Genomic DNA, 26741 nt, shown 5'->3' with positions numbered 1-26741 from the left:
CAACACTTTATGCATATCTTCGGGATAGCAATAACAGTCGAGATTTGAATAATATCCGAAATAAAACCTGTCTGTATCACACGATATATATGGCCTCTTGTGGGTCACTTTTATCATGTGGGGATGTCCACGCTTGATAGCACTTATTGAGGTGGTTTCTACATTTTTAAAACCAGTAAAGAAAAATGCCATCACGGCAAAACCACCCGCGCCGACCAAGGCGGCCGGGCCTAACAACGCCACGCCGACAATACAAACTACCACCCCAAACCAAGCCAGCCCCCGTACTACCGCGTAGGCTGCATCCGGAATAGCATCATGATAGGTGGTAACTAACCCCTCGGTGGTGAGCCGATAATGGTACTGCTTGTCTGCAAACCAGAGGTAACGAGCAGATAGGAACATTATTAGGGCCATGATGATTAACCCCATACCCAAGCTAGTATCGCCAGATAACAAATAGCTCCCTATAAGTGCTAAACAGCCACACGGGATCAGGAAGGTTAACCAAAATAGACCATAGACAGTCGCCACCCGAATATCCCACTCATAAAGCGTGGGCGCCTCTCGCACCCGCTGCAGACGCAACTGATAGAGCCGGTCTTGCTCCTCTTTGGGTAATTGCAGGTACTCACTGCGCGGCAGGTCTTCATACCGACTGTCGTCCAACAGTTGTGTCTCTTGTTCTGTCGACGCCGACTGCGGCGCTGCCCTCTTATTCATATAGCTATTCCTTTGCTGTGCCCACGGTACTGCATGGTCATCGTTAACAGCTCGAACTTAATGTCTTCTCACCCTTGACGACCTCGCCGCTAAAGGTCTGTTAGCCTGTATCCAGATAATGGTCGTAATTAGCGCCAATAACAGGCGCGAGAAAAAACGCTAACTGGGCTGAGTATTCTCAGGGGCAAAATCTGACAATTGGACTGGTTCGCCGTCACGGATGCCAACTTTAGAAAGGCCAACTATTCGTTCATTTTTCAATAAAAAGAGTTTCGACCCCAGTAATTGCTTCATCAGTAGCGACAACACTTTATGCATATCTTCGGGATGGCAATAACAGTCGAGATTTGAATAATATCCGAAATAAAACCTGTCTGTATCACAGGATATATATGGCCTCTTGTGGGTCACTTTTATCATGTGGGGATGTCCACGCTTGATAGCACTTATTGAGGTGGTTTCTACATTTTTAAAACCAGTAAAGAAAAATGCCCCCAGAGCCATTCCGCCTGCACCAATCAGCGCTGCTGGGCCTAAAAAGGCCACCCCGACAATACAAACCACCACTCCAAACCAAGCCAGCCCCCGCACTACCGCGTAGGCGGCATCCGGAATCGCGTCATGATAGGTAGTAACTAAACCCTCAGTGGTGAGCCGATAATGGTACTGTTTGTCGGCCAACCAGAGGTAGCGGATAAATGGCGCAAAAATCAGTGCCATGAAAAAAAAACCATACCATTGGTCAGACTCATACCAGTACGCCACCAAGCCAATCAGCACCATTATCCCACAGGGAATAATGACAACGAGCCACCCCATGGCATACACGGTCGCTACCTTAATATCCCACTCATAGAGGGTGGGCGCCTCACGCACCCGCTGCTGACGTAGCTTATTGAGCCGGTCTTGCTCCTCTTGGGGTAATTGCAGGAACTCACTGCGCGGCAGGTCTTCATACCGACTGTCGTCCAACGGTTGCGTCTCTTGCTCTGTCGACGCCGACTGCTGCGGCGCTGCTTTATTGTTCATCCTGTTACCTCTCGGTAGACTCTACTTGTAGCGTGGTCATCGCTAAGCAGTAAATCCAGCCATCCATTTTAAATCAGCAACATAATATGCTCTCGGCCTACCCTCAAGCGAATATTTACTGAAGCAGTTTTAAGGAAAGTAATAAAAGTAGCTAGATGGCCAGTGAGGGAAGTGGAGACTGATTTTAAAGAGTATGTTCAAAACTCATCTGAGTTCTGCGAGGGCACGGCATACAAACCTCAATGATTAATACCAATCGTATTAAATATCTGTTCATTCAGCGGGAGTTCAACGCGCTTTAGACAAGGCGAAGGCTTGAAGGCATAGTGGTGCTCTGTCGAAAGCCTTAAACGCAGTATAAAGCGCGTTGAAACCCGCCCTTCGGGAGCCACACAAGCATCCCACTCCGGTGTTGCATTGACTTAAAAGGGAATACCATTTCTGCGTCAATACGCCTTGGATTGAGATGCTTGTGAGGCTCTGAACTGATGAGATATTTAATGTGATTGGTATAATACTTATCCAAAACAAGAGTCGCCGTTAACAACTAGGTTATTGAGGTTGGTTGTATCTCGTTTCTGTTGATGAATAATTGACAGATATAATCATATAGTTAGAATGCCAAGCTGTTGAAACAGAACAGGTTGGCGTCAAATGAAACCTGATCTGGTTCCTTATCACTAACGCTCTCAGTTGATCAAGTGAGTAGATCATACCGAAGCAATGCAGTTTTTCACATATAAACAATGGAGTGGTTATGCGTTGGTTGACTTGGTTGGTCGTGTGCTGTTCTCTCACGGGATGTGCAACGATAACGTCGAGGATGGGAGAAGATTCAACTTGGGGTCACTCTTTCTCAAGTGTGCAAACGGCTGTTGATAATGGCGAGGAGTGTATGATTATCTCCGCGTTGGCGGCCCCGCCCTTGCTGCTCTTTACCATCCCGCTGACACTCGTTGATATGAGCAGTGCGTTGATCATCGATACTGTTATGCTACCTGCAGATTTAGCGATCACGCCCAGCGATCCCAAGCTCCACACCCCGCGACCTATGGTCTGCCGCTATGACTACAAGATTTAAGCATGATCGCATCCAATAAATAACCTCAAGTTGCCTGTGTGACGGTGAGTTAACGCCGGCATACGGGAACGACCATGTCGCGGTTTGCCTCCCAGAGTGTTGTGCCTTGTTAGTTGTAATTACGTGGTACAACCTAGCCTAGCAAGCCATTTTAAATCATTTAAGTTAGCGATTTGCTTTAATCACATCAAGTAACAACTTGATATCAGCCATATTGTTATAAATATGCGGAGAAATCCGGATCCCCATACTACGGGCGTCGACACTAATATTCGCGTTCGCCAATGCCGTCATCATTTGATGCTGCTGTTTACCAAACTGCAGAATAAGCGTGCCGCTGCGCTTTTCAGTATCCCGCGGCGACACAAACTCATGGTCGAGCTCTTGCGCCACAGCATCAATCAATTGCTGATTGTATTTACGCAGCAACGGAGTACCTAAACCAGCAAGATAATGAATGCTATGGGTGGCAATGGCATAAGGCGCGATTGATGGTGTCCCTCCCCAAAAGCGCAGTGCGGAATGCTGGTAACGAAAATCATGGATATCAAATTCGAACGGATTCTCGTGGCTAAACCAACCAACATCCTTAGGCTGACAACTATCCAATATGGCGGGATTAACCCAAAGATAGGCAGCACCAGGGCCGCCGCAGAGCCATTTCACACTCGAGCCGATTAAAAAATCGGGTTGTAGGCGCGCGAGATCCAGCGGAATAATCCCCGCCGATTGCGCTACATCCACTAAGCTCAAACAACCTCGCTCACGGGCTATGGTGAAAATATTAGCTAATGGCGCCTGCTGCCCCGTATTCGAGTAAGCATGACTAACAAACACCAGGTCCACATCGCGGCTGATATGCGCATCCCACACATTAGGGTCGGTGATATCGAGCCCTTTAGGAATAAAACGTACTTCGCAACTGGCAGGCAGCGCTTTTTTAAGGGCAAAACCCATGCTGGGGAAATCAATCTCACTCATTAACACAACGGCGTGTTCGCGGTTCAATCTGTCGAGGGACATGACAATTTTAGTCAGCGCACTGGAAAGATTGACCTGAGGGCAAAAATCCTTTTGGTGGCCGTTAAATAGTTTAGATAAAGCAAAGGTAAAATCATCAATCACACCCAGCCACTGGCCCCAAGGTTCACGCCCCGACTCCTGCCAAGGCGCAAAAAAGGCTTCTTTAAAGACCTGCTCGGTCGATTTTAATGGCCGGCCAACGGAATGGTTTAATAGATATCCTGGACCTGCTAGGTAAAAGTCCTTTTTAAAATCTTCAAACATAGTGTTATCTCAAACTCTCTTTTAGTTTTTTAATATCACAATAACGAGTCCGAATATCGCTGCGCTGAGCGGCGGCGCGTCTGTCTCTGAGTCGCTCCAATGAGCCGAGTAGCACATGCAGTGGCGGACCACTCGCGGTAACCTTAGCTAAATGCTGCTGCTCCATACTTGTCGAAGGCTCAGCAATATATTTAGTTACTAACTCATTATGGTGCTGAATCGCAGTCTCGCCATGTAATTCGCAGACTTCAATGAAGAGTCGCAAGTTTTCTTGATACCAATCTTGGGTTGAGCAGTCTTTTGCCAGCAAGAAGTCATCCATCAAATTCGGCCGACGCATGCACTCGCGCAATATCTGTTGATCCTCCGGCATCATGTATAAAAACTTGTCCACCAGCATTTGCGAATAGGAGGCTTCGTTTGCAAAACAAAGACCTAGCGTTAAATCGATGACATTAATCCCCGCAAAATCTCCTGCATTGGCGCCACGATAAATGACCGAGCCCACCCGATAAGGTTTGTAGTAAGGGCGAACACAGTAAAAGAAACGGTCCGTATCTAATCGATTAAATAATTGGGTATTCGACTCAATCACATCCTGTAATGCTTGTTTCGCGACTCGCAGTAAATCGTGACTGATGGGATGGGAAATGCCCAAAGGCTGGATCTTCAATAGCGCATCGGCGGCGCGTTTATAGGCCAAAATGCCTTTAGTGTTGTAATCCACAAACAGCTTTTCGGCGCTCAGATCGGTAAAGCGCTTATAAATGCCATTGTGGGCACGATTGTGCGTGGTTAAATGTGCGGTGGCAAAGCGCGGCGTGACGCCTATTGAAGCGCCAATATGCATGGCGAGCGCAGAAGCCTCAGCTAATGGCGATGTCGTTTCCCGCGAGGGCTCGGTAATTTCATGGCGCCGACAGGCCGCCATATACAAGCCCACATTGCCGAGTAAATCGAAGGCACTGTCGAAACCTTCATCTGTATTCCCCTCATCGAGCAAGGTCTTAATCAACTCTCGCCCTTCGCTCTCCAGCGCCAACTTAGCTTCTGCGCCGATATCGAGCACATTGGCCCGATCTGTTTGTTGGTAGTAAAGCTGTTCTAGCTCGGAATTGAGTTCCACAAAGCGGCTGCGGATCCAATCATCAAAGGCTTCGGTATTAAAGGTGGCAGGTTTCACGGGCTTATCCTTGAGTATTGTTATCGTTCTTTTAAACGGAGTGAGCTCAAAGCGTTAGCCCAATCCGTAAAACTCGTAACCAGAATGCAACTTATCGCCACGTGTTTCTAGCGTTAGGTCAAATTTCCGAAAAAACTAATGCCATTTTTTATTTACACCATGCGCCAGCGCAATTTTTCAAACACTTTTACTCCGCAGAATGTTCCTGAAGACACTCATCACTCAACTAATAGCTAAGCGGTAGTTCCGCAGAGGTAAATCGGATGATTTTAATGGAATTTATAGTAGTGCTTAGCTGCCTACTGCTAGGTACCCGCTACGGCGGCATGGGACTCGGCCTCATCAGCGGTATTGGCTTATTTTTACTGATTTTTGTTTTCGGTTTAGCGCCGGGACAACCGCCAGTGCAAGTTATGCTAACCATACTTGCAGTCATTGGCTGTGCAGCCGTATTGCAAACCGCGGGGGGATTAGATGTGATGATGCAGTATGCCGAGCGCTTACTGCGCCGTCATCCACAATACATCACGATTCTAGCGCCGCTGACCACGTGGACGCTGACCTTCCTTTGCGGTACTGGCCATGTGGTTTACACCATGTTCCCGATTATTTCCGATATCGCGCTGAAGAAAAATATTCGCCCAGAGCGCCCAATGGCGGTGGCATCTGTCGCTTCACAAATGGCGATTTGCGCTTCGCCTGTGTCGGTAGCAGTGGTGTCTATGGTGTCGATTCTGGCATCACAACAGGGTGTAGGCCGCGCTTACAATCTGCTCGAAATTTTAATGGTGTCAGTGCCAGCATCGCTTTGCGGTGTCATGGCCGCTGCACTTTGGAGTCTGCGTCGTGGTAAAGATTTAGATAAAGATGAAGAATTTCAAGAACGCATTAAAGATCCAGTCCAAAGAGCCTTTATCTATGACAAGAGCGAAACCCTGTTAAATCAAAAATATCCGAAGGAAGCTTACTGGGCAACGGGGATTTTCTTCACCGCTATCGCTGCTGTGGTACTGTTAGGTTCATTTAGTGAATTGCGTCCCGCCTTTGACGTTAAAGGTAAGTCGACCTTACTCTCGATGAACTTAGTGATCCAGATGATGATGTTAATTGCAGGTGCATTTATCCTGATGACCTGTAAAGTCAAACCGACTAACATCTCTAACGGTCCCGTTTTTAAAGCGGGCATGGTGGCAATTTTCTCAGTATTTGGTGTGGCGTGGATGAGCGATACTTTCTTCATCAGCCATATGGATGTACTGCAGGAAAACCTGTCCCATGTAGTACAAAGCCAGCCTTGGACCTATGCCTTAGTGCTGTTTCTCATCTCTAAGCTTGTTAATAGCCAAGCGGCAGCACTCACAGCAATCGCACCTATGGGACTCGCCTTAGGGGTCGATCCAAAACTCTTAATCGCCTTCCTCCCTGCAAGCTACGGTTATTTCGTGCTACCAACCTATCCAAGTGATCTAGCCTGTATCGGCTTTGACCGTTCAGGTACGACTAAAATAGGTAAGTTCATTATTAACCACAGCTTTATCATTCCAGGCTTTATCGGTGTAGCGACAGCATCGGCTGTCGGTTATCTACTCGCAACCGCTTTACTCTAACCGCCAAAATAACAAAGGCCGCTAATGCGGCCTTTGTTTTAGATAGCCTTAGATCACACAAAAGTATTAACCTGTGCCAATATAAAACCCATACCCTAGACGCCCATATTCTTCAGAACATAAAATACGCAGCCCGAAAGTGAGATAAGTATCTTACTCAACAACTCTTTTTAGCTTGCCGTACTAAAGATGATTAGACGCTTATCCATTCTATTAGCTTTTTTCGCGATACTGATGGGGCTCGTATACTGTGCCTACAGTCTGATAACTCGGATTAACTTTAATTCCCACCATCAAGTAGGAGAAGTCATCGACACTCTAAACGGGGTTAATATCTATTATAACGGAGGAGTTAATACCCATTCAGGACGCAACCTATCTATAGATGGTTATAACTTAGGCATCCAATATCAATGTGTTGAATTTGTTAAGCGCTACTTTTACCAACGCTACCAGCATAAAATGCCTGACGCTTTAGGCCATGCTAGAGACTTTTTTGATAACAAGTTAAGCGATGGCATGTGGAATGAAAAACGCGCTATGCAGCAATACACTAATGCGAGTCAGACCAAACCTATGCAGGATGATCTACTCGTGTTTTCTCCATGGATATTTAACCCCTATGGTCACGTTGCGATCATTGCCTCAGACACCGATAGCAGTATTGAAATTGCCCAGCAAAATCCCGGCCCCTTTGGCCCATCACGCGAACGGTTGGCATTAATTCAACAAAACGGCCTCTGGTATATTGATGCGCCTCGAGTAAAAGGTTGGTTAAGATGGCAGGCCCCGGAAATCACAGCATCCCCGATAGCAAAATCCGCAAATACGCCATTCACCAATAAGGTTCACTGAGAAATAACAATAATGTCAGTATTAACTTGGATTAAACAACGCCTTGCGCGTAATAGTGATAGCCTCGAGCAATCTAGGCCACAAACTGAGTTACGCACTGTTTTTCATCAAACCCAGATGGCCAATATCAGCTTGCCAATCATACAAACCTATCCACTCGTTGTACGTATGAACAGAGAAGATATTTTTGCTTATCAATTGCATTGCTTGCTGACTTACCAAGGGAAAGAGGCCTTAAACACTTTACTTAGCCAGGCAGGCTTTAACACATTGCCCGAGCAAACGGTCAACTTTAACGGTTTTATCGAACACCCAACCCAAGCGACCTGCGTATTGCTGAACCAATATGACGATTTTGCGGGTGTGTGCATAACCTTAGTGACCAATGACAAACCCTTGCTAGAAGCATTAATCAGATTCAAATCCGCCCCGCCCAATCCATGGGAAAGCTTTCCCAATATCGATCCCGATACTCTCGGCAGTCTTCAAGGTAATATCGACTTTTGGTGCAGCTATTTTTGGCGCCCCTATTGGCTATCACTTTCAGAAGCCGAGCGCTTGCAATATCCTGAAAGTTGGCGGGAATTTAGCGAGTTTCATTAAAACTTAAGGTATGCAAGCACTTAATGCAGGATAAAAAATGAAATTGAAATATGTTGGGTTAGCACTGACGTTACTGCTACTTGGTGGTTATCTGATCCCTGAGTCACCCGCGATCCCAGTAAAAGGTGCCAGCAGTAAAGATTGGAACAGCCAAACCTTTTGGTATGAACCTTGGGGTCCATCGGGCGTTCACAAGGGGATAGATATTTTCGCCGCCAAAAACACCGCAGTGATTGCACCAACGCCTATGCTGATCTTGTATCGAGGTGACTTCTTCAAAGGAGGAAATGTGGTGGTTGGTTTAGGTCCGAAATGGCAAATTCATTACTTTGCCCATTTAGCACAAATTGAATCAGCCACGGGATTGATTGCCTACCAAGGTGACACTTTGGGTACTGTCGGCGATACGGGTAATGCACAAGGTAAACCGCCCCATTTGCACTATTCCATTTTGAGCTTATTACCTAAACCTTGGCTGATGGATACTTCAACCCAAGGTTATAAAAAGGCCTTTTATCAAAACCCTATCGAGTATTTAACTGCACTATAGGCTTAACGACTTACTTTAATCAGCTTATTGGCAGTCCAATATCAAGCTGAGGTTCTGCGGTTTTTGATGGGATTTCATGCTCAACTGCCGCAGCTAATGCTTCTCTCTCTGCCTTCGCAATATATTTAGGTTTATTGCTAGATTGCAGTTTGGCATTGGCCTTTTTTGCCTTGCTCTTCAAGGTTTGATTAATCTTCTTTTTACGGTTCATCAGAGTACCAATGCGAGATACGGTATAAAGGGGCGCGATTATAGCCTTCCATCAACGCGCCAGACAATCGAAAGCACTAAAGCAAACGCGTGATCCAATCAAATAATCAAACCTGCGACTAAAACATAGGTCTCCTAAATCAAACACAAATGCCAAAAAAGGTAATGCTTTACCGACATGAACTCGCACTATATGCATGGCCTTTACAGTAAAACCTCTCGATACCGAGTGCTGTGTCGCAATTTATTCATACTGTCGTCAAATCATGCAATTTCCTGTATGGCGTGACTAGACAAGCTGTAATTCCTCCCCTAAAATCGCGAATAATAAAAATCGTTATCATTTGCAATACAATTTAATGGAATATTAACCTATGCCAAGGGAGCCGGTGTAACAAACTCATTCGCCCTTAGCAGGAAGTTATATGACATTCAAAACCTCGTTTGTTGCTTTAGCCGTATTGGCAGCGTTAACCCAATCCGCTGCGGCCCAAGATGCCACCGACAACAGTCCAAACAACAAAAATAAAGACATAGAAAAAATCACTGTCACCGCGAGTCGAATGGATAAATCCCCCAGCTCGATCCCCAATACTGTCACTATCATCGACCGCGCCCAATTAGAAGAACAGTTCCGCACCACTAAAGATTTATCGACTATTATCGGTAACTTAGCGCCTAGCTTTTCACCGAGCCGCCAGAAGATGAGTAACACAGGTGAAACCCTGCGTGGTCGTCCGCCATTGATTATGATCGACGGCGTGCCTCAATCGAACCCACTTCGCAGTGGTGGTAGAGAGGGGCAAACTATAGATCCTGCCATGATTGAGCGCATCGAAATCATTCACGGCGCCAATGCCATGCACGGTCTCGGTGCCCAAGGCGGCATCATCAACTACATCACTAAAAAGCCAACAGGCGACAGCGAACAGGTTGCTAGTTTCGATGTCACAGTGCCTGATTCAATGAAATCCAATGGCTTAAGCTTTGGTGCTAGCTATGCGTTTTCTGGCGAGTCAGAATTTATCGACATGATAGGTTCGGTTAGCTACCGCAATAATGGCGTCTATTACGATGCCAATCATAACGTAGTGGGTGTCGACACGACTCAAGGCGAGTCGATGGACAGTCAAAGCAAAGACTTCTTCATCAAGCTTGGCCATAACTTCGATGAGTCTCGCCTTGAATTAATGGTTAACCATTACAATGCAGACAACAATGGCGATTGGATGCCCGTTGCAGGTGACAAGCCCAATGGTGTACCCACAGGTGCAGTTAAAGAAACTCAGCCATGGGAAGCCGCCAACAACCAAGTGACCACCACAAGTTTGACTTACACCCACGCCAACATTGGTGGCCAGCAACTTAGCCTGCAACTCTTTAATCAAGATTTTAAAGCGGTTTATGGCGGTGGCTGTTTCGACAGTTTCTACGATCCATCCTTCGAAGGCAGCGATCAAGTCATCCAATGCGGTATCGGCAGTAAAGGTGAAAGCTTGTACTACGAGCAATCGCGTAACTCTTCGGTTAAATGGGGTTTAAAAAGCGCCTTAATCGCTAAGGATATTGCAGGTTCAGGAATTGATGCGGCCTACGGTGTCGACCTTTTCCGCGACACCACTGAGCAAGATTTAGTAAAAACAGGCTTTTCATGGGTTCCCGAAAGTACCTATGACAACGTTGCGCCATACTTGCAGTTAGATTATGACTTAATTGAAAATTTAACCTTATCGACTGGTGTTCGTTACGAACATGCCGAGTTAAGTGTCGATGACTACAAAACCCTATGGGGTGCAGGCAATAAGCAAATTGCGGGCGGTTCAGCCACCTTCGATGAAACCTTATTTAACGTCGGTATCTCTTATAAAATCACTCCTGACATTCGCGTTTATACCAGCTATAACCAAGGTTTTGGCATGCCGGATATCGGCCGAATTCTGCGTGATGGTAAAAGCTTCCCCGGCGACAATCCCAGCATAGATGGCTCACTGGCGCTCACGCCGATAGTCACAGATAACGTTGAAGTCGGCGCCGATTACCAAGGTAAATACTTAAGCGCCAAGCTAGCTTACTATCGTTCCGCCACTGATTTTGGCTCACGTTTGGCCTTAAATAGTGATGGTTTCTACGACGTGAAGCGCGAAAAGAGTGTGATCGATGGTATTGAAGCCAATGTCACCGCCTACATTACCAGCAATGATGATCTCGGCATGAATATCGCCTTCCAGCAGGGCGAATACGATTCAAATGGTGATAGCCAAGTCGATACCGATCTCGATGGTGCAAATATTTCGCCAAACCGTATCAACCTGTTCTGGACCCATAGCTTCGATAATGAAATGTCGACCCGCGTTCAAGCCAATTACTACATGGACCGCGATTTTAAAAACGCGGCGGGCAACAAGTATGCAGAGTTTGATGGCTACACGACAGTCGATGCTTCCTTCTCCATGCCGCTTTACACTGGCACCCTGAGCCTAGGTTTGCAAAATCTATTTAATAAGGATTATTTCAATTATTACTCACAAACCATGGGTACAAATGATCGTTATTTCAAAGGAATGGGGCGTACTGCAACAATAGGCTACACCTTGCCTTTCTAAGTGAAAGGCCCATTTTGAAACATAAAAAAGCGCAATTACATTGCGCTTTTTTATTGTGTGGAAGTAAGCAAATTATGCCTTGGTCACGACCCAGAGTGCGTGTAATAAACCAGGGAACCAGAACAGTAAACATAACACGATGTTTATTAGCAGATCTTTACCCGCTCCCGCCTTCAAAAATACAGCAACTGGCGGCAATAAAATCGCAATAATGACTAAAAGTAGTTTATTTGTATCCATAACAGAACATCCTCAAAACGGAGATTGTAGGCAAATCAACAAGATCTAACTTCGCAGGAAGACTCAGAATTTGCAAACCTTTTAGTTTGCAAGGCGTAAATAATCCCAGCCGCAGCCTAAATGAAGGCCCTTACCATTCCCTAAAATGAAAAAGGATATTCAACCCATTATCTGTCCAGAGTAGACTAAGATATCCAGTAAACTCCAACCGAAAATCCCTAAAAGCATCTATAGTTAAAGAAAAATATGAAGTAAAAGAATGATATTTGATCCCCAAGCCTTATTACTCATCAAGTTTATTTGCCTGCTTACTAGCACGGCTGCCGTCGCATGGGGACTCATTGCACAACCTTTAAAAATTGCCACTCAAGCCAGTATGCGCTTTTCTCTGGCGAACTTGTTCGTCCTCCTTGGCATCATACTCAACAGCCAACGCACCGAAGCCTCCAGTTACTTTTTTTGGTTCTGCTCGGATATGGCGATTTTGTTTGGCTTCATTCTAGCGCGTTGGGGAACAAAGGCGCTTTTTAGACTCAAGCCCAGCGTAAAATCGGATCTTATTCTTTTAGCACTCACCGCTGGTGTGATGCTCTTGGTTCCACCTAATTTCAGCTCCGAACGCATTTTGGCCATCGTATTCTCAGCCTGCGCCGCGCTCATTTTCGCCATGTTAACTCGAGATAACTATCTTGCCATCAAACGCGATACGGGAAATCGAGTTGCCATCGCTATGGTCATGCCTTTAGTCGCCATGGTGGGTATTTTTATCATTCGTATCTTTATCGCCCTGCTTTCTCCCGAAGAAAGTCCGATGTTTATCGCCATGCACACGCAAGAAGCCATACCTGTGCTTTGGTTCTATGTCTTTCTGGCCCTATTGATCAATATCGTGATGATAGGTAATGCCATGACTCGGCTTGTCAGTAAAATCCGCATGTTAGCGGAGCGGGACCAACTCACAGGCCTGTGGAATCGCCGTGCTATGCATAAGTTTTTAAACAATATCCATCAACGCTGGCTGCGGGATAAAGTACCTTACAGTATGATTTTATTGGATCTTGATCATTTTAAAGATATCAACGATCAATACGGGCACGATGCGGGCGATCTCGCCCTGCTGACGGCGGCGAGACTGTTTGGGTCGGTATTGCGAGAAAATGACGCCCTATGTCGTCACGGTGGAGAGGAGTTTCTGGTGATTTTACCTGCGACCGATGCTCCCGCGGCCAGAGTCGTCGCCGAGAAATTGCATCAAATACTTAAGGACAATTCATTTATCTGGCAAGGTGTTACGATAAAAATTCATGCTAGTTTAGGTTACGCCACTATTTATCAAGGATGCCAACCTGACAAACTACTCATTCAAGCAGACCAAGCTATGTACCGCGCAAAATCTGAAGGCCGAGACCGTATTTGCCAAGCTTGCTAGGCTTTCGCAACATAACGCTGCAAAGATTAATCTCCTTTCGCTGGCCAAGCCAAAGTCTCGGGCTCACGCCATGCAACTAGCGCCTCAGTGACACCTTCAGCGCCAAAATGCTCACCTTGAGTCGGTAAATCCCGATAAGCGTAATCACGCCAACCTGTCACTTCATCACCATAGCGAAAATGCAAGCAATAGGCATGCAGATAACACCGATCCGCTGCCCCACCGCCGTATAAATCATCCCCTAAAATGGGTACACCTAAGCTCGCCAAGGCGACTCTTAATTGATGGGTTTTACCTGAGTGGGGTTTAAGCAAATATAAACGCAATCCCTCGCAAACACTCAAAGAGAAAAACTGCGTAATCGCTGGATTCTCTTTAGTCCGCAGTAACTTAAACATGCTACGACGCGACTTTGCCATGTCACCAATCACCCAGCCTTGCTTCTTCTTCGGCTTGCCTTTCGCGAGGGCGAGGTAATATTTCTGCACTTTATGGGCGGTAAACAGCTCAGTAAATTGCTTGGCGGCGACCGCGCTCTTAGCCAGAATCAACAGACCGGACGTGGGCGTATCGAGTCGATGAACAGCAAAAAGCTTAATCCCTAAATCTTGCTCAGCCTGCGCCACCACGCCTGCAGTCCCATCCTGACTGTGGAAATGCACTTTGGCTGATTTGGAAATAACAATAAAATCAGCCTCATCGGCTATGATTCGATACATGGAGTACTCGGCGTTGTAATGCGGATCATCGACTTAAAACTGAATAGTGACGACTAAGCCAGGATGATTATCCGTGAGATTAATTTTGGCATTGTGCCGTGAGAGAATCGCTTTGACCATAGATAATCCTAAACCAGTGCCCTGTAAATGACGGCTAGGGTCGAGGCGCACTAAGCGTTCGAACACTCTTTCTTTACTCTCGTCTGGAATACCAGGGCCATTATCGCGGATCTGAATTTGTGGGCCTGACTGAATAATCTCAATCCGCGCACCTTGGCCAGAATACTTCATCGCATTATCGACAAGATTATATAAGGCTTGGAATAATAAGTATTTATCCCCAAAAACCTTATGATCTGTCAGTAGCGATAAACTCAAGGTTTGCTCGTTAGATTCAGCCACAGCATCGGCCATATCCAATAAGTCAGTACACAGTTGCGCTAGGCTTAACTCCTGCAAATCGAGTGTCTGCTGACCTTCTTCGATACGCGTGAGCGACAACATGGCATCAAACGTCGCTAAACAATGATCGAGTTCCTCGGTCAAAATGGCGCAACCTTCGCTAATCTCATTGCTCGGCTTACTCGCCAACTCTTCAATACCAATACGGATATGTGACAATGGAGTACGTAAATCATGGGCGATATTATCGGTCGCACCACGCACTGCCATCAGGTTATTTTCGAGAATATCCAGCACATTATTAAACTGCAGCGCCAACATATCGAACTCATCCTGACGCCAACTCAAGGGTAAGCGGGTATCATAATGACCGCGTTCAATCTGTTCACTCAAGCGGTTGTATTGCACTAATCGACGTAAAATCGCCTTAGAAAACAGATAGCCGAGCGCTAAAGTCAACACTACGGTAAGCATGACAGCCGTCGCGGCGGCACTGATAAACTTATCAATTAACGTCGCTAAGTTATCGGTACGGGTCGCAATCAACACAGGGCCGTAGCGGGTCATCACCAGACCGCCAGTAAGAATATGCAGCTTATCTGGGCCACCGGTTAAGATAGGAAAATCCCGCGTTTGCGGCAGCATGGGCATGCCTTCGGGCATAAAGCTCAAGGCACCGACCATATCGTAGCTATTACGCCAAGCGATCAGGGCCGTTTGTGGATCAGCGGCGCGAATTTGAGCGGCAAAACTACGGCGATCAACCGTTAGGGCAAGTTGCTGATAACGTTGGGTCTCTGACTCTAAATATTGAGTCACTTGATACTGCTGCTCAATAATCAGCTGCCGATAGAGGGCAAATAGCAACGCCCCGATGATCACTATCACTAAGGTCGAAAAAACGATTGTGATGCGCCAGGCGCTGCTTTGGTAAGGCTTAATGCCTTTGTCGTAAGCGATAACCCGCTCCCCTCACGGTTTCGATAAGCTCGCCATGGCCTAACTCTTCAAATTTACGGCGTAATTTTGCGATATGCACATCGATGACGTTCGTGCGCGGGTCGAAGTGATAATCCCACACTGCTTCGAACAATAAGGTGCGGCTAATAACTTGATTAGCATGTTCCATCAGATACTTAAGTAACTGGAACTCTTTTGGCTGTAGCATCAACTCCTGCCCGTCTAAAGTGACATTACGGGTCAGTAACTCCATCTTCAAACCACCAACAACGAGATCAGTTGTCACAGGCACAGATTGCCCACGGTGCATCAGTTTTTCAGCGCGGACTAATAACTCGGAGAAAGCAAACGGCTTAGTCATATAGTCGTCGCCACCTGCCCGCAAGCCTTTTACTCGCTCATCAACGTGCGCTAAAGCGGATAAAATCAGCACTGGTGTTTGATTACCCGTTGCCCTTAAGGCGGCCAGCAATTTTAAGCCATCGAGCTGAGGTAACATGCGGTCGAGGATCACGAGATCGTACTGACTACTCGTCGCGAGTGACAGACCTTGATGGCCATCGCTCGCCGTTTCGATATTGTGGCCCTGCTCAAGAAATCCTTTGACGATGTAATCAATCGTCGTCGCATCATCTTCAACTAAAAGTATTTTCATCTGTATGTTGCGCTCCTCAATCTTAAGCACTCGTGTGAGCACTCGATTGACTTAGATATTTCAATCCCACTTGAGTAAAGGTAACGGTCGTAAACTTTCGACATCAAAGGCCAACTTAAACTTACCCGTATCGTCTAGCAGCTTAAGTTCTAAGTAACTGATACCTAAGTCGTGGTCTAACTTTGCTTCGGTTAAGAAGGCTTTATGATCTTTAGTGGCCTTAACGATTAGGCCTGAAAAGGTTTGATCTTTTGCCGCGATCATACGCGTTGCCTCAACCTCACCCAGATCATCGGCGCTTACTTTACTCGCCTTTTGTTTCAGTAACTTACCATCACGGGCACGATATTCAAACCGCGTAATAGAGTTTGCTAAAGGATTAATCAACTCAAATTGATAGACTAATTCACCCTCTTGCTCTTCCATATGAAATTCGGCAATCACACCGGAGAACCCTTTTTCAATCTGCTGCATAACGCTCAACGGCGGTACATAGTCTCCACCCGCAAACATCGAATACATGCTCTGAGCCGCCGTTGCGACACCAGATACCAACATGAATCCTAGCAACCATAGTCTCATGGCCCCTCCATTTAAATCAGCTAAGTTTGTATCTTATGAGACAATCAGTTAGAAGTCGATGGACCTATTGCGCCTGTATGCAATTCCAAGCTAATCCCTCACAATTTACCACTGGATATAGCATCACACTGTGTCAGCGTTAACTCAGGTTCGGCCATCAATTGATCTGAAATCCAACGTCAACAGAACCTAAATCGCTGATAAGCCAAACACTAAATCATTTTGTGGCTAATGTGTTAAGTCTACCTAATACCAGCTTAAACACCGATGGAAACAAGATTAAGCTTTGATCATCTGGGGATTTTTAAACATGACATTTTCAGTGATAACCCTCAATTTCGCCATTTAGAATCAAGAGGATTGAATTTTAGCGGGTATTTTAGTCTATCTGTGTCATTAAAAAGTGGGATTGGCAAATAAATCGCCCTCGACTAAAGTCAGATAACTTAGCATCAGGTAACGGTATTTTTAAATCGGAGCGAAAATGAAACCTGTCATACGATGGATAAGCTTAAGCTTGTTATTAATAGCAGCATTAAGCACTTATGCCTATGGCAGCGCCACCAGTGCATTGGTGTTCATCATCTTAGGCATGCTATTGGAAGGGACATTTTGGATTGGATTACTCGGTATAAAACGTTATTAAATTACGATATCACGCTATTCCAAAATATGAATTTGTTCGGATTTGAGTGCCACCGTAGTTTGCATCCCCTTAGTAAGAGCAAGCTTTTGGGCAAAATGCAGCGAGACTTCAGTGTTAAGTTGTAACGGAGTGCCAGTGACGTAGCAGATAAGCCGAACAGATTCGCCCATCACCAGCATAGCGTCGATCGTGACATCTAATTTATTAAAACTGCGGCATAAACGCCCTTTGGATATCGAATTAAAACGAATACCTTGATTGGGGATAACCCAACGGACTCGACTTCCCACAGGGCGATCTTTGCCATAGTCGCAGGCAATTAGCTGCTCACCAAATTTAAGCCAAGTGAGATTTTTAGTGCTGTCTTGAAATACCACTTCACCATCAAAAATATTTCTTAGCCCCATCTGCCTAGCCACAGCTTCATTTCGTGGCCGCGATAATACCTCGAAAGGTGCACCTTGCTGTAGCATCTTGCCTTGGCTGATCAAAATCATCGAATCAGCCAGCAGCAAGGCTTCATTTAAGTCATGGGTGACCATAATAACTGGGCAAAGTAACTGCTCTTTGAGGCGCGCAAGTTCAAGGTATAAACGCTCGCGAGTTTCCCTGTCCACCGCAGAAAAAGGCTCATCCAGCAACAAAACCGACGGTTCACGGGCAAGCGCTCTGGCAAGCGCAACGCGCTGGCGCTGGCCGCCCGATAAATGCGCCGGTAATCTATCGGGTAATCCCTGTAGATTGACCCGTTCGAGCCAATCTTTCGCGCGTACAATGCGCTCAGATTTAGGGATATGGTCAAGTCCAGCGACTACGTTTTCCAAGGCAGTGAGATTCGGAAATAAGCCAAAATGCTGCGGCATATAACCGATATGGCGTTGCTGCGGGCTTAAGGCGATGCGCGCTTTATCATCAAACCAAGGCCGTTCGCCAAAATGGATTTGGCCCGTATCGGGATGATTTAATCCAGCGATCATCCGTAGCAAGGTCGTTTTGCCACCGCCAGACGGCCCCACCACAGCGAGCACTTCGCCAGCTTTACAACGAAAATCAGCGTTGAGTTTAATGTGTTTATGGTTTTGGATCTGACACTGCAGATCAGCGATGATTTGCGCCACGCTGACCTCCTAAACGCCGTGATAAACTGGTAGTCAGCGCCAAAGCCGTTACCGCAAACAGTAATAACACTAATGACATAGTGCCTGCGGCATTAAAATCGAAGGCTTGCACACTGTCGTAGATAGAAATAGAAATTGTCTTAGTCTCGCCAGCGATATTGCCGCCCATCATCAACACAACGCCAAACTCGCCGAGCACATGGGAGAAACACAACACCAGCGCGGTTAGCACACCCGGCCACACCATAGGCAATTCAATCTTAAGCAATATTTTAAGTCGGCTCATGCCACAACAAGCTGCGGCATCGCGGACATCATTCGGCACAGCTTCAAAGGCCCGCTGGATCGGCTGCACCGCGAAGGGGATATTGACGAACACGGAAGCGATAACCAGACCAGAAAAATGAAACACGAGCTGCTGGCCAGTCAGTTGCTCTATCCATTGTCCGAGCCAACTCTGACTACCGAGCCCCACCAGCAAGTAATAGCCAATCACAGTCGGCGGTAACACTAAGGGCACCATGATCAGCGCTTCGACCCAAGATTTACCGACAAATTGGCGGTAGGCCAAAGCTCGCCCCGCGAGTATCGCAAGGGGGATCAGCACCAATACTGTGATGCTGCTGAGTTTGACCGATAACCACAGCGCCTGCCAATCCATTGGAATCCTTAACTTACTGGCAAACCAAAACCGTATTGAGTGAATACGGCGCGGGCGGCGTCTGACTGTAGATATTGGTAGAAACGCTCGGCGGTTGAGCTAGCCTTAGGCATTAACGCCATACGTTGATTCAGCGGACCATGGAGATCTGAGGGCAGAGCTAAATAATGACCGAGGGCCTGAAACTGCGGCGCAATTGCCAGTGATAAAGGAATAATTCCGCCTTGAGTAGAGCCGCTGATCGCAAACTGCGCCGCTTGGGAGGCGTTTTCGCCTAAGATCAACTTAGTTTGTAGCTCATCCCATAAACCGAGTTTTTTCAATAACTCTCGGGCGCGTTCACCGTAGGGTGCATGGTCAGGATTGGCAATCGCAAAACGCTCTAGCTGACCCGCGGCCATTAATGCTTTTAGGCCATTGAGTTCGATATCTAGTGCGAGCGGTGAATTTTTAGGGGCGACTAAGGCTAAACGGCCAACGGCATACTGCACGCCCTCGCCTTGGGTAAAACCGACTTTGTTCAGCTCGGCAATATAACGCTCATCGGCGCTCAGCAGCATTTCAAACGGCGCACCGTGTTGAATTTGCGCGACAAAATTTCCCGATGAACCATAAGAGACCCGTACTTTGAGACCCGTTTCTGCGGTGAAGTTTTTAACAATGTCATCCAAGGCAAACTTGATATTAGCCGCCGCGGCGATGGCAGGAATCGGCGCATTATCCACTGCGCGACTGGTCGATGGTACAACTGCTAAGCAAAACAGTAATACAAAACCAAGGGAGTGGAAGAAACGGGTCAAACTCTGCATTGGGTCACCTCAGTGCCGTGTTCGCGTTCATGTAGAGCTAGCAAGCTGCCTTGCCACTGCGCGTATTTTTGCTGTAACTAATCTTTGTGTTGCCACAGTTTGGCAGCTTGTTCATCGGCATCTTTCGCCTCAACCCAACTTTTACCTTGCTCGCCCGCTTCTAATTTCCAGAATGGCGCCTTGGTTTTTAGGAAGTCGATTAAGAATTCACAGGCCGCGAAGGCGGCTTTGCGATGGGCGCTGGTTACGCCGATAAATACAATTTGCTCACCTAAGGCCATAGTGCCCACGCGGTGAATCACAGTGACTTTGTTCAGTGGCCAGCGACTGCGCGCCTCGACAACGATTTGTTCTAGCACGGCTTCTGTCATGCCAGGATAGTGCTCTAAGGTTAGGTCTGTCACCGCGGCGCCATCATTAAAATCACGCACTTTACCGACGAAAGTGACTACGGCACCATCGCTATCATCTTGAGCCAACTGCCGATATTCGTCGGTCACACTAAAATCGACTTCTTGCACTCGAACTGCGGGTAATAAGCGCATATTAACCTCCGGTAACGGGTGGGAAAAAGGCGACTTCATCACCATCGTTTACAGGCGTATCCCATTGACTGATGGTCTGATTTACCGCTACCAGCAATTTGTCTGAGGTTAATACTTTAGCCCATTTATCGTCGGTGGCGGCCAGCGTCGCACGTAACGCTTCAGCGGTTTGTGTCTGCTCGCTCGCCTCTAGGCTTAATTTAGCTGTGCCCAATAATTCTCGAACTTGAGCAAAAAACAACACGTTAATCATAATCTTCTCTCGTTTTTGATCCGCTTAACTGACTCACCAATAGCGCGTCAGACTTAAGCTTGGACAGCTTCGCTCACTTGGTAATCTGCCGAGTGGCTAAAGCCTATTCTGTCAGGCTAAACCTTAAAATGTCCCGATTTGCCGCCACGTTTTTCTAGCAAACGGACTTGGGAGATCACCATATCTTTTTGCACGGCTTTGCACATATCGTAGATAGTTAATGCCGCCACTGAGGCCGCAGTTAAGGCTTCCATCTCTACGCCTGTTTTGCCGGATAATTTACACAGACTGGTGATACGCACGCGGTTATGTTCAGGCTGCGCTTCTAAATCGACTTCAACTTTAGTCAGCATTAGTGGATGACATAAAGGGATAAGATCTGAGGTTTTTTTCGCGGCTTGAATACCCGCAATACGAGCAGTGGCAAACACATCACCCTTGTGGTGGCTGCCACTCATGATCATCTCGAGTGTCGTGCTCGCCATCTCGATAAACGCTTCGGCACGGGCTTCACGCTCGGTGACGGCTTTTTCGGTGACATCGACCATATGGGCGTTGCCATCGGCATTAATATGGGTAAATACATTGCTCATTGGAGCGATCCTTTAATTGAGGTCAAAACAGGGTACAAGGGAAATTGAGCTTTTACTCGCGCTAAATTGGCTATAGCCACAGACCTAAAATCAGGTCTAGCCGCCAATAGAGGCAAGATGCTGAGTGACACCGGTGATGCCTTGATGCAAGTAATGGGTGGCTTTCTTCTGGGCTAATTGACCGTGCAAACGCTCAATTAATTCCGCTTGTTGGCTAGAATGCTGCAGCAGATCACGTAAATCGACACCGGATTCGGTGAAGAGGCACAAGTGCAACTTGCCCTTCGCCGATACGCGCAGGCGATTACAGCTGGCACAGAAGTTAGTCGCATAGGGCATGATCAAGCCGATACGGCCCTGATAATCGCTGCGGCTGAAATTTTGGGCTGGACCATCGGAGGCACTTGGCGTATCTAATTGCCAGCCATCTGCCAGTAACTGTGCTTTGATGTCGGCGCCCGCTAGGTGATGGGCTTCAAAATACTCACGACCAAGACCCGTTTCCATCAGCTCGATAAAACGCAGGTCGATTGGCGTGTGTTTAATCCAGTGTAAAAAACGTGGCAAATCTTTATCGTTTAAACCTTTAAGCAGTACGGCGTTGATTTTTACTCGCTCGAAACCTGCTGACAAGGCGGCATCAATCCCCCGCATCACTTCGTCAAACTTATTTTCGCCGGTGATCTGGTAAAACATTTTGGGATCTAAACTATCCACGGACACATTGATACGACGCAAGCCAGCATCGAACCATTCTTTGGCATGCTTTTCGAGTCGATATCCATTAGTGGTCGTCGCAATAGTATGAATGCGCGGGTTATCAGCGACGACACGAATGATGTCGGTAAAGTCTTTACGCAGGGTAGGTTCACCGCCTGTAATGCGGATTTTTTGGGTGCCGACTTGGCTAAATGCGGAGACTAAGTTTTCTATCTCATTGAGAGATAAGAATTTTGGTTTACCTTCAGGATGATAACCATCAGGGAGGCAGTAACTGCATTTGAAGTTACAAACGTCAGTGACTGACATCCGTAAATAGTGAAATTTTCGACCAAAGCTGTCTTGTAATTGAGACATGATCACCTTTCCAAGTGTGGGAGGTGAGAGCATTTCTTATCCCACCCCGGTGGCATTATTACCACGGCTACACCTCCATATCTTTCGACTTAGGCAGGCAAGCTCGGAGAACCGTCGTCGGTGATTATAGGCCGAAAGTACTCACTAGCTATACCCCTAAACAGGTATTTATTAACCTAGATCACGCTAGCGTGAATAATCTGTGACAGTCCTCACCTAAAGATTTGTATTGAATTAGACTAAACAGCAGCTTAATCCACTGTGACCTTATCTTATTTTCAGGTAAGGTGGTGCAAGCAATAAAACGCCCGTTTACAAACTACAACACTCGATAAAAATCGGGGAAACGTGAAGGAAGAGGTGAACTGATGGAACGCGAATCAATGGAATTCGATGTTGTTATCGTCGGTGCTGGTCCAGCTGGCTTGGCCACGGCATGTCGATTAATGCAAATATCACAGGATTCAGGTAAAGAAATTACCGTCTGTGTGGTAGAAAAAGGCTCAGAAGTGGGCGCGCATATTCTGTCAGGCGCAGTGTTCGAGACAAAAGTGCTAGACGAGCTATTCAGCGACTGGCGCGAAAAAGATGCTCCAATAAAAACCGCTGTCACCCACGACGAAATCTACCTACTCAGCTCCGCCACCGACGGCCGAGTGATGCCCAATGCCTTTGTGCCAAAAACCATGCACAACGACGGCAATTTTATTATCAGCGTCGGTAATCTGTCCCGCTGGCTTGCCAATCGCGCAGAAGAACTCGGTGTCGAAATATTCCCCGGCTTTGCCGCCAGTGAACTGCTATTTAACGCCGATAACAGCGTTAAAGGTATTTTGATTGGCGATATGGGAGTGGGTGCCGATGGCGAACCCAAAGACAGCTTTATGCCAGGCATGGAGTTGCATGCTAAATATACCGTTTTCTCCGAGGGTTGCCGCGGCCACTTAGGCAAGCAACTTATCGAAAAATACCATTTAGATAATGGTAAAACACCACAGCATTACGGTTTAGGCTTCAAAGAAATTTGGAAAGTCCCCGCCGAGCAACACGAACAAGGCAAAGTCGTTCACACAGGTGGCTGGCCATTAACCGAGGGCGCATCGGGTGGCGGCTTCCTTTATCACATGGAAGATAACCAGATTGCGGTCGGCCTTATTATTGATTTGAACTACAAAAATCCGCATCTGAGCCCATTTGACGAATTCCAGCGCTATAAAACCCACCCTGTGATTGCTAAGTATTTAACCGGCGGCGAACGCCTTAGTTATGGCGCCCGCGCGATTACTAAAGGCGGCTTAAACTCGCTACCTAAGATGAGTTTTCCTGGCGGTCTTATCATAGGCTGCAACGCGGGTACGTTGAACTTTGCTAAAATCAAAGGCACTCACACTGCGATGAAGAGCGGGATTGTTGCAGCAGAAACCTTAGGTAAAGCCATGATGGCAGGGGTTGAAGGCGGTAAAGATCTCGACTGTTACCAAACCCACCTTGAAGAAAGCTGGCTATACGAAGAATTGCATAAATCCCGCAACTTTGGTCCAGCGATGCACAAATTTGGTACCTATTTAGGCGGCGCATTCAACTATATAGATCAAAACTGGTTTGGCGGAAAGTTCCCTATCACACTGCGTGATGAGCACCCAGACTATGCGCAAATGGCACCTGTGAGCGCTTACAGCAAGATTGATTATCCAAAACCCGATGGCAAGCTTAGCTTCGATAAACTGTCCTCAGTGTATCTATCGAGCACTTATCATGAGGAAGATCAGCCCTGCCATTTACGTCTCAAGGACAGCAGCATTCCACTGGGCATTAACTTGACTCAGTTTAATGAGCCAGCACAGCGTTACTGCCCAGCCGGCGTGTATGAAATCGTCGAAGAGGCGGGTCAACCCAAGTTTGTCATCAATGCGCAAAACTGCATTCATTGCAAAACCTGCGACATTAAAGATCCGAGCCAAAACATCACTTGGGTTACACCGGAAGGTGGTGGTGGTCCAAACTACCCCAACATGTAACATTTGGATGATAAATGTAAATAATGGCGCTCAGTGGAGCGCCTTTTTTTCACCTTTTACACGAATAGTTCACTTTTTTTGCTTGCCCTTACTCGCGACATTGGCCACAATTGCCACACAAAAAAGAGTTCGTTTTCAATCACCATCTCATTTCCATCTATACTCTACATAATTAGATCTACAGCAAGACCAACAGGTTAGGCCAAATAAGTGTTCTATACGCTGTTTTATTCGGCAACCGGCCTAGACTAAGGTTAACTTTTAACATTTCTGTCCGATAATCTTTTACCGTACAAGAGTGCGTTGACCGATAACTCAAAATAGTCCAACACAGGCATATTGATATTTATGATATTTAATAACCTCACCATTAAGCAGAAAATTCTGTTAACAGTGACATTTGCAGTACTGTTGTCGACCATACTCGTCGGCGTATTAAGCCAACGTAGCGCTAAAAATGTCGTACAACAAAGGATGTTAGGCTCGGAATTACCGAGCTTAATGATGCAAATTCGCAATAAGATCGATCTCGACATTTCCACTTTGATGAATGCTGCAGAGCAATTGGCCAGTAGCCGCATGTTACTGCAATGGCTCGAAGACGGTAGACCGCAGGCCCAAGAAACCCAAGTCGTAGCCCAACTCAAAGACATCACTCGTCAATATAAGCTAGCGCAAGCTTCCTACGCAGATAGACAAACTGCCGCCTACTACACTCAGGATGGTTTTTTGCGAGTGCTCACTCCTGCGCAGGATGGCTGGTTTTTTGGTTACCGAGACAGTGGCCAAGAACGTATGTTGAACGTATTTACTGAGGCCAACGGCGAAGTCAAACTCTTCATCAACTACCAACAACCCAATGGTCGCGGCTTAGTCGGGCTCGCTAAATCACTCGATGACATGGTGCGTTTGCTGAGCTCGTTTAAGATTGAAGAAACTGGTTTAGTCTACTTAGTGGATGCTAAAGGTGAGGTAAAACTCCACCCAGATACGAGCCAAATTGGTAAGAGCAGCCTAAGCAACTTATACAAGGATGCGAGTTCAAGCTCATTATTAAACCGCAGTGATTTCAATCTGATCAATACCAAAATCAATGGCGAAAACATGCTGGTTGCCAGTAGTTATATCGCATCTATGGATTGGTACTTGGTCGCACAGGTGCCAGAGGCCGAAGTATTCGCACTATTAACCGAAGCGGCTTATCAGATCTTAATCTGGACGCTAATAATTGCAGCGGGCTTTATTGTACTAGCCATCGTGGTGGCAGGTTCTGTGAGTCGTCCTATTGCCCAAGTTGCCGCCATGTTCCACGACATAGGCGAAGGTGAAGGTGACTTACGCCAACGTCTACCTGTCAATGGTGAAGATGAAATTGCGCAACTCGCCAAGGGATTTAACAGCTTTATCAGCAAGATACAGGATTCGGTCATCGAAGTGGCACAAACCAGCGAACAGCTCGGTTTCTCGGCTAAGGATGTGTCGAATCAGGCACAACAAACCTTAGAAGACAGCCACGAGCAGAAAGATCGCACTATGATGGTGGTAACGGCCATTAATGAAATGGGCGCAACGGTTAACGAAATTGCCAGTAATGCCGCCCAAGCTGCGGTTGCCGCCAGAGATGCAGATACTGAAGCCAGCAGCGGGCAAGTTGTGGTAACCCGTGCCCGCGATACCATTAACCAATTGTCGAAGGACGTTGGCCAAGTGGGTGAAGTGATTGAGTCCCTCGCGACCCACACTAAATCCATCGGTGGTATTTTAGATGTGATCCGCGCTATCTCTGAGCAGACTAACTTGTTAGCACTTAACGCGGCCATTGAAGCAGCACGTGCCGGCGAAGCTGGACGCGGATTTGCTGTCGTGGCCGATGAAGTACGTAACTTAGCCTCACGCACAGCAGCATCGACCAATGAAGTGCAAGGCATGATCGACAAGCTGCAATCGGAAGCCAGCCGCGCGGTTAATGCGATGGCCCAGAGTCGTACCCGCTCCCACGAAGGCGTTGTGGCCGTCGATGAAGCCAGCAAATCGTTAATTGGCATTAGCGATCGCATTGGTCTTATCAGCGACATGAACATTCAAGTTGCTGCGGCAACGGAAGAACAATCCACGGTGGTGGAGGACATAAACCGTAACGTCACTGAAATCAATGACATTACTCAACGTACTGCCAATACTGCACAAGCGGCGGCACAGGCGAGTTTAGCCTTGAATCAACTGTCACACCGCTTAGATACCTTAGTGGCCAAGTTTAAGGTGTAAAATCTTAAAACTTACGCCATAAAAAACGCCTTAGATGT

The 26741-nt window shown here is 46.8% G+C and carries 27 protein-coding genes and 1 riboswitch; of the genes, 10 read left to right on the top strand and 17 right to left on the bottom strand.

The window, feature by feature from the left end; all coding sequences use genetic code 11:
- Positions 1-723: hypothetical protein (locus L5M29_RS20300; RefSeq protein WP_263169719.1), on the bottom strand; the 723-nt coding region annotated here is incomplete at its 3' end.
- Between the two features lie 159 nt (positions 724-882).
- Complete coding sequence (locus L5M29_RS20295; RefSeq protein ID WP_263169716.1) at positions 883-1752, bottom strand: hypothetical protein; 870 nt, start codon at positions 1750-1752, stop codon at positions 883-885.
- A gap of 757 nt (positions 1753-2509) precedes the next feature.
- Here L5M29_RS20295 and L5M29_RS20290 point away from each other — a divergent pair.
- Positions 2510-2833, top strand: a complete 324-nt coding sequence (locus L5M29_RS20290; RefSeq protein WP_105251113.1) for a YceK/YidQ family lipoprotein — start codon at positions 2510-2512, stop codon at positions 2831-2833.
- Between the two features lie 165 nt (positions 2834-2998).
- Here L5M29_RS20290 and L5M29_RS20285 read toward each other — a convergent pair whose 3' ends face one another.
- A complete protein-coding gene (locus L5M29_RS20285) occupies positions 2999-4120 on the bottom strand; it encodes an aminotransferase class V-fold PLP-dependent enzyme (RefSeq protein WP_113941336.1) in 1122 nt (373 codons plus the stop codon).
- Positions 4121-4124: 4 nt separating this feature from the next.
- Entirely contained in the window at positions 4125-5303 is a 1179-nt protein-coding gene (locus tag L5M29_RS20280) for a PrnB family protein (RefSeq protein ID WP_219251334.1), read from the bottom strand.
- Between the two features lie 263 nt (positions 5304-5566).
- Here L5M29_RS20280 and L5M29_RS20275 point away from each other — a divergent pair, with 263 nt between their 5' ends.
- From L5M29_RS20275 to L5M29_RS20260, 4 genes are all read left to right on the top strand, one after another.
- Positions 5567-6910 (top strand): anaerobic C4-dicarboxylate transporter, encoded by a 1344-nt coding sequence (locus tag L5M29_RS20275; RefSeq protein ID WP_105251110.1) that lies wholly within the window; start codon positions 5567-5569, stop codon positions 6908-6910.
- Positions 6911-7144: 234 nt separating this feature from the next.
- Positions 7145-7765 (top strand): CHAP domain-containing protein, encoded by a 621-nt coding sequence (locus tag L5M29_RS20270; RefSeq protein WP_411569049.1) that lies wholly within the window; start codon positions 7145-7147, stop codon positions 7763-7765.
- 12 nt (positions 7766-7777) lie between these two features.
- Positions 7778-8368, top strand: coding sequence for a hypothetical protein (locus L5M29_RS20265; protein ID WP_263169712.1), 591 nt, complete (start codon positions 7778-7780; stop codon positions 8366-8368).
- A gap of 37 nt (positions 8369-8405) precedes the next feature.
- Positions 8406-8918 (top strand): M23 family metallopeptidase, encoded by a 513-nt coding sequence (locus L5M29_RS20260; protein WP_168826445.1) that lies wholly within the window; start codon positions 8406-8408, stop codon positions 8916-8918.
- 19 nt (positions 8919-8937) lie between these two features.
- Here L5M29_RS20260 and L5M29_RS20255 read toward each other — a convergent pair whose 3' ends face one another.
- Positions 8938-9129, bottom strand: coding sequence for a DUF2986 domain-containing protein (locus tag L5M29_RS20255; protein ID WP_219234725.1), 192 nt, complete (start codon positions 9127-9129; stop codon positions 8938-8940).
- A 424-nt stretch (positions 9130-9553) separates the two neighbouring features.
- Between L5M29_RS20255 and L5M29_RS20250 the strand changes: the two genes are divergently transcribed.
- Positions 9554-11731 carry a TonB-dependent receptor gene (locus L5M29_RS20250; RefSeq protein WP_219251330.1) on the top strand — a complete coding sequence of 726 codons (2178 nt, stop codon included), beginning with the start codon at positions 9554-9556 and terminating at the stop codon, positions 11729-11731.
- 72 nt (positions 11732-11803) lie between these two features.
- Here L5M29_RS20250 and L5M29_RS20245 read toward each other — a convergent pair whose 3' ends face one another.
- Positions 11804-11971 carry a YqaE/Pmp3 family membrane protein gene (locus L5M29_RS20245; RefSeq protein WP_006079767.1) on the bottom strand — a complete coding sequence of 56 codons (168 nt, stop codon included), beginning with the start codon at positions 11969-11971 and terminating at the stop codon, positions 11804-11806.
- Between the two features lie 259 nt (positions 11972-12230).
- Between L5M29_RS20245 and L5M29_RS20240 the strand changes: the two genes are divergently transcribed.
- Positions 12231-13400 (top strand): GGDEF domain-containing protein, encoded by a 1170-nt coding sequence (locus L5M29_RS20240; RefSeq protein WP_263169708.1) that lies wholly within the window; start codon positions 12231-12233, stop codon positions 13398-13400.
- A 26-nt stretch (positions 13401-13426) separates the two neighbouring features.
- On the opposite strand, the gene L5M29_RS20235 is transcribed toward L5M29_RS20240, so the two are convergent.
- From L5M29_RS20235 to L5M29_RS20220, 4 genes are read right to left on the bottom strand one after another with little or no spacing between them, the layout of a single operon-like run.
- Positions 13427-14119, bottom strand: coding sequence for a TIGR01621 family pseudouridine synthase (locus tag L5M29_RS20235; RefSeq protein ID WP_263169707.1), 693 nt, complete (start codon positions 14117-14119; stop codon positions 13427-13429).
- Positions 14120-14152: 33 nt separating this feature from the next.
- Positions 14153-15409, bottom strand: coding sequence for a sensor histidine kinase (locus L5M29_RS20230; protein WP_105251097.1), 1257 nt, complete (start codon positions 15407-15409; stop codon positions 14153-14155).
- Positions 15410-15458: 49 nt separating this feature from the next.
- Positions 15459-16136, bottom strand: a complete 678-nt coding sequence (locus L5M29_RS20225) for a response regulator transcription factor (protein WP_006079763.1) — start codon at positions 16134-16136, stop codon at positions 15459-15461.
- 60 nt (positions 16137-16196) lie between these two features.
- Complete coding sequence (locus tag L5M29_RS20220) at positions 16197-16718, bottom strand: hypothetical protein (RefSeq protein WP_263169705.1); 522 nt, start codon at positions 16716-16718, stop codon at positions 16197-16199.
- A gap of 484 nt (positions 16719-17202) precedes the next feature.
- Between L5M29_RS20220 and L5M29_RS20215 the strand changes: the two genes are divergently transcribed.
- Positions 17203-17364 (top strand): hypothetical protein, encoded by a 162-nt coding sequence (locus L5M29_RS20215; protein ID WP_263169703.1) that lies wholly within the window; start codon positions 17203-17205, stop codon positions 17362-17364.
- A 14-nt stretch (positions 17365-17378) separates the two neighbouring features.
- On the opposite strand, the gene L5M29_RS20210 is transcribed toward L5M29_RS20215, so the two are convergent.
- The 7 genes from L5M29_RS20210 to moaA all read right to left on the bottom strand — a co-directional run bounded on the left by L5M29_RS20210 (position 17379) and on the right by moaA (position 22420).
- A complete protein-coding gene (locus L5M29_RS20210; protein WP_263169701.1) occupies positions 17379-18482 on the bottom strand; it encodes an ABC transporter ATP-binding protein in 1104 nt (367 codons plus the stop codon).
- Positions 18463-19143, bottom strand: coding sequence for a molybdate ABC transporter permease subunit (gene modB, locus L5M29_RS20205; protein ID WP_011845539.1), 681 nt, complete (start codon positions 19141-19143; stop codon positions 18463-18465). Before modB ends, L5M29_RS20210 begins: the two co-directional genes overlap by 20 nt.
- Positions 19144-19151: 8 nt before the next feature.
- Positions 19152-19952 carry a molybdate ABC transporter substrate-binding protein gene (modA, locus tag L5M29_RS20200; RefSeq protein WP_263169698.1) on the bottom strand — a complete coding sequence of 267 codons (801 nt, stop codon included), beginning with the start codon at positions 19950-19952 and terminating at the stop codon, positions 19152-19154.
- 77 nt (positions 19953-20029) lie between these two features.
- Complete coding sequence (gene moaE, locus L5M29_RS20195) at positions 20030-20497, bottom strand: molybdopterin synthase catalytic subunit MoaE (protein ID WP_006079757.1); 468 nt, start codon at positions 20495-20497, stop codon at positions 20030-20032.
- Position 20498: 1 nt separating this feature from the next.
- Complete coding sequence (moaD, locus tag L5M29_RS20190; protein ID WP_006079756.1) at positions 20499-20750, bottom strand: molybdopterin synthase sulfur carrier subunit; 252 nt, start codon at positions 20748-20750, stop codon at positions 20499-20501.
- Between the two features lie 116 nt (positions 20751-20866).
- Positions 20867-21343, bottom strand: coding sequence for a cyclic pyranopterin monophosphate synthase MoaC (moaC, locus tag L5M29_RS20185; RefSeq protein ID WP_006079755.1), 477 nt, complete (start codon positions 21341-21343; stop codon positions 20867-20869).
- Positions 21344-21439: 96 nt separating this feature from the next.
- Positions 21440-22420 carry a GTP 3',8-cyclase MoaA gene (gene moaA, locus L5M29_RS20180; protein WP_263169696.1) on the bottom strand — a complete coding sequence of 327 codons (981 nt, stop codon included), beginning with the start codon at positions 22418-22420 and terminating at the stop codon, positions 21440-21442.
- Positions 22408-22541: riboswitch (molybdenum cofactor riboswitch) on the bottom strand. It overlaps the preceding gene by 13 nt.
- Positions 22542-22788: 247 nt before the next feature.
- Here moaA and L5M29_RS20175 point away from each other — a divergent pair.
- The gene (locus L5M29_RS20175) at positions 22789-24438 is read left to right on the top strand and encodes an electron transfer flavoprotein-ubiquinone oxidoreductase (RefSeq protein WP_105251081.1); all 1650 of its coding nucleotides are present in this window, start codon (positions 22789-22791) and stop codon (positions 24436-24438) included.
- Positions 24439-24786: 348 nt separating this feature from the next.
- Positions 24787-26703 carry a methyl-accepting chemotaxis protein gene (locus tag L5M29_RS20170; RefSeq protein WP_212600241.1) on the top strand — a complete coding sequence of 639 codons (1917 nt, stop codon included), beginning with the start codon at positions 24787-24789 and terminating at the stop codon, positions 26701-26703.
- The last annotated feature ends 38 nt before the right edge of the window (positions 26704-26741 follow it).

This window comes from Shewanella sp. SM95, from assembly GCF_025653595.1.
Lineage (GTDB): Bacteria > Pseudomonadota > Gammaproteobacteria > Enterobacterales > Shewanellaceae > Shewanella > Shewanella oncorhynchi.
Note: the sequence above shows the minus strand (reverse complement) of the source record. Positions and strands in the feature narration are given on the sequence as shown.

Excerpts from the sequence above, each read along its gene's own strand:
- L5M29_RS20245 (WP_006079767.1), bottom strand. The coding sequence starts at position 11,971 with ATGGATACAAATAAACTACTTTTAGTCATTATTGCGATTTTATTGCCG.
- L5M29_RS20285 (WP_113941336.1), bottom strand. The coding sequence starts at position 4,120 with ATGTTTGAAGATTTTAAAAAGGACTTTTACCTAGCAGGTCCAGGATAT.
- moaE (WP_006079757.1), bottom strand. The coding sequence starts at position 20,497 with ATGCGCTTATTACCCGCAGTTCGAGTGCAAGAAGTCGATTTTAGTGTG.
- moaA (WP_263169696.1), bottom strand. The coding sequence starts at position 22,420 with ATGTCTCAATTACAAGACAGCTTTGGTCGAAAATTTCACTATTTACGG.
- L5M29_RS20290 (WP_105251113.1), top strand. The coding sequence starts at position 2,510 with ATGCGTTGGTTGACTTGGTTGGTCGTGTGCTGTTCTCTCACGGGATGT.
- L5M29_RS20175 (WP_105251081.1), top strand. The coding sequence starts at position 22,789 with ATGGAACGCGAATCAATGGAATTCGATGTTGTTATCGTCGGTGCTGGT.
- L5M29_RS20255 (WP_219234725.1), bottom strand. The coding sequence starts at position 9,129 with ATGAACCGTAAAAAGAAGATTAATCAAACCTTGAAGAGCAAGGCAAAA.
- L5M29_RS20215 (WP_263169703.1), top strand. The coding sequence starts at position 17,203 with ATGAAACCTGTCATACGATGGATAAGCTTAAGCTTGTTATTAATAGCA.
- L5M29_RS20295 (WP_263169716.1), bottom strand. The coding sequence starts at position 1,752 with ATGAACAATAAAGCAGCGCCGCAGCAGTCGGCGTCGACAGAGCAAGAG.
- L5M29_RS20270 (WP_411569049.1), top strand. The coding sequence starts at position 7,145 with ATGGGGCTCGTATACTGTGCCTACAGTCTGATAACTCGGATTAACTTT.
- L5M29_RS20250 (WP_219251330.1), top strand. The coding sequence starts at position 9,554 with ATGACATTCAAAACCTCGTTTGTTGCTTTAGCCGTATTGGCAGCGTTA.
- L5M29_RS20260 (WP_168826445.1), top strand. The coding sequence starts at position 8,406 with ATGAAATTGAAATATGTTGGGTTAGCACTGACGTTACTGCTACTTGGT.
- L5M29_RS20220 (WP_263169705.1), bottom strand. The coding sequence starts at position 16,718 with ATGAGACTATGGTTGCTAGGATTCATGTTGGTATCTGGTGTCGCAACG.
- L5M29_RS20275 (WP_105251110.1), top strand. The coding sequence starts at position 5,567 with ATGATTTTAATGGAATTTATAGTAGTGCTTAGCTGCCTACTGCTAGGT.
- modA (WP_263169698.1), bottom strand. The coding sequence starts at position 19,952 with ATGCAGAGTTTGACCCGTTTCTTCCACTCCCTTGGTTTTGTATTACTG.
- moaD (WP_006079756.1), bottom strand. The coding sequence starts at position 20,750 with ATGATTAACGTGTTGTTTTTTGCTCAAGTTCGAGAATTATTGGGCACA.
- L5M29_RS20265 (WP_263169712.1), top strand. The coding sequence starts at position 7,778 with ATGTCAGTATTAACTTGGATTAAACAACGCCTTGCGCGTAATAGTGAT.
- L5M29_RS20240 (WP_263169708.1), top strand. The coding sequence starts at position 12,231 with ATGATATTTGATCCCCAAGCCTTATTACTCATCAAGTTTATTTGCCTG.
- L5M29_RS20235 (WP_263169707.1), bottom strand. The coding sequence starts at position 14,119 with ATGTATCGAATCATAGCCGATGAGGCTGATTTTATTGTTATTTCCAAA.
- moaC (WP_006079755.1), bottom strand. The coding sequence starts at position 21,343 with ATGAGCAATGTATTTACCCATATTAATGCCGATGGCAACGCCCATATG.
- L5M29_RS20170 (WP_212600241.1), top strand. The coding sequence starts at position 24,787 with ATGATATTTAATAACCTCACCATTAAGCAGAAAATTCTGTTAACAGTG.
- modB (WP_011845539.1), bottom strand. The coding sequence starts at position 19,143 with ATGGATTGGCAGGCGCTGTGGTTATCGGTCAAACTCAGCAGCATCACA.
- L5M29_RS20225 (WP_006079763.1), bottom strand. The coding sequence starts at position 16,136 with ATGAAAATACTTTTAGTTGAAGATGATGCGACGACGATTGATTACATC.